Origin of the sequence: Pseudomonas sp., from assembly GCF_041601375.1 — a bacterium.
In the GTDB taxonomy this organism is placed as follows: domain Bacteria; phylum Pseudomonadota; class Gammaproteobacteria; order Pseudomonadales; family Pseudomonadaceae; genus Aquipseudomonas.
The window spans coordinates 21,949-28,092 of the sequence record NZ_JBFIIG010000039.1; the positions used below are offsets into that span (position 1 = coordinate 21,949).

The 6,144-nt window shown below is 64.7% G+C and carries 6 protein-coding genes; 4 read left to right on the forward strand and 2 right to left on the reverse strand.

Features of this window, described 5'->3' with window-relative positions:
- Positions 1-25 precede the first annotated feature (25 nt).
- Both ABZE94_RS07955 and ABZE94_RS07960 read left to right on the forward strand, forming a co-directional pair.
- Positions 26-439, forward strand: a complete 414-nt coding sequence (locus tag ABZE94_RS07955; RefSeq protein ID WP_372875002.1) for a transporter substrate-binding domain-containing protein — start codon at positions 26-28, stop codon at positions 437-439.
- A 29-nt stretch (positions 440-468) separates the two neighbouring features.
- The gene (locus ABZE94_RS07960; protein WP_372874997.1) at positions 469-2,316 is read left to right on the forward strand and encodes a DEAD/DEAH box helicase; all 1,848 of its coding nucleotides are present in this window, start codon (positions 469-471) and stop codon (positions 2,314-2,316) included.
- Positions 2,317-2,420: 104 nt separating this feature from the next.
- Here the strand turns inward: ABZE94_RS07960 and ABZE94_RS07965 are convergent, their stop codons facing one another.
- The gene (locus ABZE94_RS07965; protein WP_372874998.1) at positions 2,421-2,999 is read right to left on the reverse strand and encodes a YceI family protein; all 579 of its coding nucleotides are present in this window, start codon (positions 2,997-2,999) and stop codon (positions 2,421-2,423) included.
- A gap of 63 nt (positions 3,000-3,062) precedes the next feature.
- Entirely contained in the window at positions 3,063-3,608 is a 546-nt protein-coding gene (locus ABZE94_RS07970) for a cytochrome b (protein WP_372874999.1), read from the reverse strand.
- Positions 3,609-3,907: 299 nt separating this feature from the next.
- On the opposite strand from ABZE94_RS07970, the gene ABZE94_RS07975 reads away from it, so the two are divergent.
- On the forward strand, positions 3,908-5,314 hold the full coding sequence (locus ABZE94_RS07975; protein WP_372875000.1) for an adenosylmethionine--8-amino-7-oxononanoate transaminase: 1,407 nt from the start codon (positions 3,908-3,910) through the stop codon (positions 5,312-5,314).
- Positions 5,315-5,455: 141 nt separating this feature from the next.
- On the forward strand, positions 5,456-6,144 hold a 689-nt coding region (locus ABZE94_RS07980), incomplete at its 3' end, for a 16S rRNA (uracil(1498)-N(3))-methyltransferase (RefSeq protein WP_372875001.1).

Below are 6,144 nucleotides of genomic sequence, written 5' to 3' on the forward strand. Positions count from 1 at the left end.
CGCCGCCCAGGGTCAGCCGCTGCGCATTGTCAGCGAAGCCTGGCCGCCCTATATCCATGACGACAACGGCGTACTGCGCGGCCTCGATTACCAAGCCGCGCGCACCGTCCTGCAGCGCCTGGGCGTCGAGGTCGAATGGCAACTGCTGCCGTGGCGACGCTGCCTGCTGGCGCTGGAACAGGCCCGGCGCTTCGCCAACGAACTAGCGCGAGCCGGCCTATGCAGCCCTGCAGACACGCTACAACGACCCCGCTCACGGGCAGCTCCTCAGGTAAGCCGGCAAACCATTAAGCAGGTGAACGCTGCACAAGGGCATCGCTCTGTTATACTCCGACCTTCCCGCCAGGCTTGCGCCCGGATGCTAGTCCCCAGAGACCAGCAGTACCGGACGGGATTGCGCCCCCCAAGCGCGATTCAAGTCAGGCAATACACCCCATAGGGCCTCGCCCTCACTAGACAGGATTACTCATGTCCTTTGCCTCCCTCGGTCTCTCCGAGGCTTTAGTCCGCGCCATCGAGGCAGCGGGCTACACCGAGCCCACCCCAGTGCAACAGCGGGCCATTCCCGCCGTGTTGCAAGGCCGCGACCTGATGGTTGCCGCCCAGACCGGGACGGGTAAAACCGGCGGCTTCGCCTTGCCGATCCTCGAACGGCTGTTCCCCAACGGCCATCCGGATCGCGAGCAGCGGCACGGCCCGAAACAACCGCGCGTACTGGTGTTGACCCCCACCCGCGAACTGGCGGCCCAGGTCCACCAGAGCTTCAAGGTCTATGCCCGTGACCTGAAATTCGTCAGCACCTGCATCTTCGGCGGTGTCGGCATGAACCCCCAGGTGCAAGCCATGGCCAAGGGCGTCGACGTCCTGGTGGCCTGCCCCGGCCGTCTGCTCGACCTGGCCGGCCAGCGCGCCGTGGATTTGTCCCACGTGGAAATCCTGGTGCTGGACGAAGCCGACCGCATGCTCGACATGGGCTTCGTGCATGACGTGAAGAAGGTCCTGGCACGCCTGCCGAGCAAACGGCAGAACCTGCTGTTCTCGGCGACCTTCTCCAAAGACATCACCGACCTCGCCGGCAAGCTGCTGCACAACCCCGAGCGCATCGAGGTCACGCCGCCGAACACCACGGTCGAGCGCATCGAGCAACGGGTGTACCGCCTGCAGGCCAGCCACAAGCGCGCCCTGCTCGCCCACCTGATCAGCGCCGGCGCCTGGGAACAGGTGCTGGTGTTCACCCGCACCAAGCACGGCGCCAACCGCCTTGCCGAGTACCTCGACAAGCACGGCCTGGCGTCCGTGGCGATCCACGGCAATAAGAGCCAGAACGCCCGCACCAAGGCCCTGGCCGACTTCAAGGCCGGTGACGTGCGGATCATGGTCGCCACCGACATCGCCGCCCGCGGCCTGGACATCGACCAGTTGCCGCACGTGGTCAACTTCGAGCTGCCGAATATCGAGGAAGACTACGTCCACCGCATCGGCCGCACGGGCCGTGCCGGCCGTAGTGGCGAGGCGATCTCGCTGGTCGCGCCCGATGAAGAGAAACTGCTCAAGGGCATCGAGCGGATGACCAAGCAGAAGATCGCCGACGGCGACCTGCTCGGTTTCGACGCCAGCACGGTCGAGGCCGAGCGCCCGGAAGTACGCGAACCGCAGAAGCCACGCCAGCCCCGCGGCGCCAAGCCCGCAGGCGAACGCCACGGCGGCGGGCGCAAGGACAAGGGCAAGGACAGCGGCAAGGCCAAGCCCCAGGCCGGCCGCTCGCAGCAGCCACGCGCAGCGCAAACCGGCCGCGCCGCCGCGCCGGCAGTACCGGCCCTGCCGCCGGATAGGGCGCCGGATGAGTTCCGCGACGACGAAATCGATAACTTCGGTAATCGGGCCGACTACGTCAGCCCACACCAGAACAAGCAGCAGAACCGTGGCCGTCGGCCCGGTGCGCCTGCTTCGGGTCCCAGCGCCAGCAACGCTGCTGGCCAGGCTCCGCGTCCACCCAGCAAAAAACCGCGCAGCGGCGCAGGGGCAGGCGCTGGCAACCAAGGCAAGCGCCAGGGCGCTGGCGGCGGCCAAGGGCGCAGCAATGGTTCCGGCCGTGCCCGGCCGCCGCGCGACTCGCGCGAGATCACCACATCGCTCAACCGCGATGAACTGCCACGTCAGGAGGGCGCGGTAAAAAGCCCGCGTGACAAGCAGCCGGTGATCGTGCACAAGGGTTCGCGCAGTACTTTCCCGACGCCCGAGCAGCTCGACCAGCTGCCGAGCAGTCGGCCGCGCGGCGAGAAGCCTGCGCTGCTGACGCGTAATCGTGAAAGCTAAGCAGCACCGTTAACGACAACGCCGACCTCAGGGTCGGCGTTGTCGTATCTACGCAGGCAAAAACGCCGACCCTGGGGTCGGCGTTCTGCACTACGGGCTTGGGCTTACTGGCGCACGCCTTCTACCGAGATGCTCAGCTCGACTTCCGAGGAAGCCGGGCCGAGATCCTTCTCGATGGCGAAATCTTTCAGCTTGAGCGTGGTGCTGCCGGCGAAACCGGCGCGGTAGCCGCCCCACGGATCATCGCCCTGACCAATGAAGGTGGCGGCGATCACCACCGGCTTGGTCACGCCGTTGAGCGTCAGGTTACCGGTGATATCGGCCATGCCTTCGCCGGTGGACTTCACCGAAGTGGACTCGAAGGTCGCCGTCGGGTGCTTGCCGACGCTGAGGAAGTCATCGCTGCGAATGTGCTTGTCACGCTCGGCGTGATTGGTGTCGACGCTGGCCGTGTTGAGGGTGACATTGACCTTGCTGGCCTGCGGGTTCTTGTCGTCGAAGCTGAAGCTGCCGTCGAAATCCTTGAAGGTGCCGTACAGCCAGCTGTAGCCCAGGTGGCTGATCTTGAAATTGACGAAGGCGTGCTGCCCTTCGGTGTCGATGGCGTAATCGGCGGCCGTGGCATGGCCAGCGCCGAGCAGCGCGGAACCGAGAGCCAGGGCGGCGAGGGTCTTCTTCAACATGGACATTCTCCTTGTGAGGTGGGCAAATCGGCACGCGGGTCATTCCACGCACCATAACGGCTGTCAGCGACCGAACATGCGGTTCAGCGTGCGGTCACGGTCGATAAAGTGATGTTTCAGGGCGGCCAGGGCGTGGATACCGGCGAAAATCACCAGGGCCCAACCGAGGTATTCATGCACCAGGCCGGCCACATCTTCCTGGCTGGGAATGCCGGTGATGGTCGCCGGCACCGCGAACAGGCCGAAGACCCCGATACCCCGGCCATCGGCGGTGGAAATCAGGTAGCCGGAGAGCATCAACACGATCAGGCCCAGATAGAGAAAGGCGTGACCGAACCTGGCGCCCAGCCGGGTTAGCCGGTCATGCTCGGGCAAGCTGACCGGCGGCGGGCTGATCCGCCGCCAGAGCATGCGCCCGAGCATCACCACGAACAGCAGGATGCCGATGCTCTTGTGCAGCTCCGGTGCGGTCTTGTACCAGCCGCTGTAGTAATCCAGGCCGACCATCCAGTAGCCCAGGGCGAACAGGCCAAAGACCGCCACCGCCACCAGCCAATGCAAGGCGATGCTGATCACACCGTAATGGGAGGGAGTGTTGCGCCACTGCATCGCGAAGGCTCCGCACAAAAAGATCGACAAGAAAATGATCCGGCAAGGGTAACGGCAAATCTATCGATTAAAAGCGGAATTTTTCGCTTTGAAATATCGAGAAATACGATGTGTAAACCTGGAATTTTTACCCAACCAAATTAGTTCGCCTGGCTTTCCAGAAGTTCAGCCAATGCCTACCGGCGGTATCCCCGAGCGGATAACCTGCGCCACCGCGATCACCGCGCCGACCGGCTGTGGCACCCATCAGCCTGCAGGCATCTGATAGGCTTGGCGCTGATGATTGGGAGAGTGTTTCGATGAGCCTGAACGACCACTGGATGCAGCGCGACCTGAATGTGCTCTGGCATCCCTGCACGCAGATGAAAGACCACGAACAGCTGCCCCTGGTACCGATAAAACGCGGTGAAGGGGTCTGGCTGGAAGACTTCGACGGCAAGCGCTACCTCGACGCGGTCAGCTCCTGGTGGGTCAACGTGTTCGGCCATGCCAACCCGCGGATCAACCAGCGGATCAAGGACCAGGTCGACCAACTGGAACACGTGATCCTCGCCGGTTTCAGCCATGCGCCGGTGATAGAGCTGTCCGAGCGCCTGGTCAAGCTGACCCCGGCCGGCCTGGATCGGGTGTTCTATGCCGACAACGGCTCGTCCTGCATCGAAGTCGCGCTGAAGATGAGCTTTCACTACTGGCTGAATGTCGGCAAACCGGCGAAGAAGCGCTTCGTCACCCTGACCAACAGCTACCACGGCGAAACCATCGCGGCCATGTCGGTCGGCGACGTCGCGCTGTTCACCGACACCTACAAGGCGTTGCTGCTGGACACCATCAAGGTGCCCAGCCCGGACTGCTACCTGCGCCCCGACGGCATGAGCTGGGAAGCGCACTCACGGGCCATGTTCGCCCATATGGAGCAAACCCTGGCCGAGCACGGCCATGAGGTGGCGGCGGTGATAGTCGAGCCGCTGATCCAGGGCGCCGGCGGCATGCGCATGTACCATCCGGTCTACCTCAGGCTGCTGCGCGAGGCCTGCGACCGCTATGGCGTGCACCTGATCCACGACGAGATCGCCGTCGGCTTCGGCCGCACCGGCACCATGTTCGCCTGCGAGCAGGCCGGCATTACGCCGGACTTCCTCTGCCTGTCCAAGGCCCTGACCGGCGGCTACCTGCCGCTGGCCGCCTGCCTGACCACCGACACCATCTACCAGGCGTTCTACGACGACTACAACACCCTGCGCGCCTTTCTCCACTCGCACAGCTACACCGGCAATCCGCTGGCCTGCGCCGCGGCCCTGGCGACCCTGGATATCTTCGAGCAGGACAACGTCATCGAAGCCAACAAGCAGCTCGCCGCGCGCATGACCAGCGCCACCGCGCACCTGGTCGATCACCCGCATGTCGCCGAGGTGCGTCAGACCGGCATGGCCCTGGCCATCGAAATGGTCCAGGACAAGGCGAGCAAGACCGCCTACCCCTGGCAGGAACGCCGTGGCCTCAAGGTCTACCAGCACGCCCTGCAACGCGGCGCCCTGCTGCGCCCGCTGGGCAGCGTGGTGTATTTCCTGCCGCCCTATGTGATCACCGAGGAGCAGATCGACTTCCTCGCCGAGGTGGCCAGCGAAGGCATCGATATCGCCACCCGCAGCACGGTCAGCGTGGCCGTGGGCAATACCCAGTATCCAGACTTTCGCGATCCGGGTTGACGACATGAATCGTGGACGCCTCACCCATCCACCACCGCGATATTGCGGTGGATGAAAAGAGCGTCATCCACCCTACGGAAACCGGTGCGCACGGCGCACCCTACGGCTAGAATTTGCGCCTTTGCTCCAGGTTCGCCTCCTATGCGCCTATCCCGCTTCTTTATCGACGCCCCGCTCTCGCTCGGCCAGCATGAGCTGCCGGAAACCCAGGCCCACTACATCGGCCGCGTGCTGCGCCATGCGGTTGGCGATGCCGTGCAACTGTTCGACGGCAGCGGCAACGAGTTTCTCGGCGAACTGATCGAGGTCGGCAAGAAGAAGGTGCGCGTCGAATTGCGCGAAGCCTTCGCCGGCCTGGCCGAGTCGCCGCTGCATATCCACCTGGGCCAGGGCCTGTCGCGGGGCGAGCGGATGGACTGGGCGATCCAGAAGGCCAGCGAACTGGGGGCCAATGCCATCACTCCGATTGTCAGCGAGCGCTGCGAGGTGCGCCTGAAAGACGAGCGTGCCGACAAGCGCATGGCCCATTGGCGCCAGGTGGCTATCAGTGCCTGCGAACAGTGTGGCCGCTCGGTGATTCCGCTGATTCACCCGCCCCTCGCCCTGGCCGACTGGCTCGAGCAGAGCGAGGCGGAGCTGAAACTGGTGCTGCATCCGCTTGCCGAGCCGCTGGCGGGTCACGCCCGCCCTGCATCGCTGGCCTTTCTGATCGGCCCGGAAGGCGGTCTGGCGGACGCCGAAGTGGCGCAGGCCAAGAGCCACGGTTTCCACGCCGCACGCCTGGGCCCGCGCGTACTGCGCACGGAAACCGCACCGGTGGTGGCGCTCAG